1 pseudogene is annotated in these 327 nt (G+C 47.1%); it reads left to right on the top strand.

What is annotated here, in order from left to right:
* Window positions 1-327: pseudogene (locus A3712_RS11380) on the top strand (MFS transporter); the annotation flags it as partial.

Raw genomic sequence — 327 nt, 5'->3', positions numbered from 1 at the left:
ACGGTTTGGGTTTACTTCTTACCTCAATTTCTACCGAATCGAGCATGCTTTACGTTTCGTTAGGCGCACTGGTTGGCCTTGGACTAAGTGCAACAAGCTATGTGATCGTATTAGGTGCAGTAGCGAAAGTGGTACCTGCAGAACACGCTGCTAAAGCATTTGGTTTAACTACGGCTGCGGGTTCATTTGGCATGTTTGCTGTCATTCCGGGTGCGCAATACATGTTGAACGGATTTGATTGGCAGAGTGCTATGCAAGTGTTTGCAGTGTTGTGCTGCGTGATGATCTCATTTGCACTTTTCATGCGAGCGCCAAAAGTCGCAACGA

Source organism: Vibrio sp. HI00D65 (assembly GCF_001635455.1).
Lineage (GTDB): Bacteria > Pseudomonadota > Gammaproteobacteria > Enterobacterales > Vibrionaceae > Vibrio.
The sequence above is the reverse complement of the archived record's forward strand: the minus strand, read 5'-3'. Positions and strand labels throughout refer to the sequence as shown.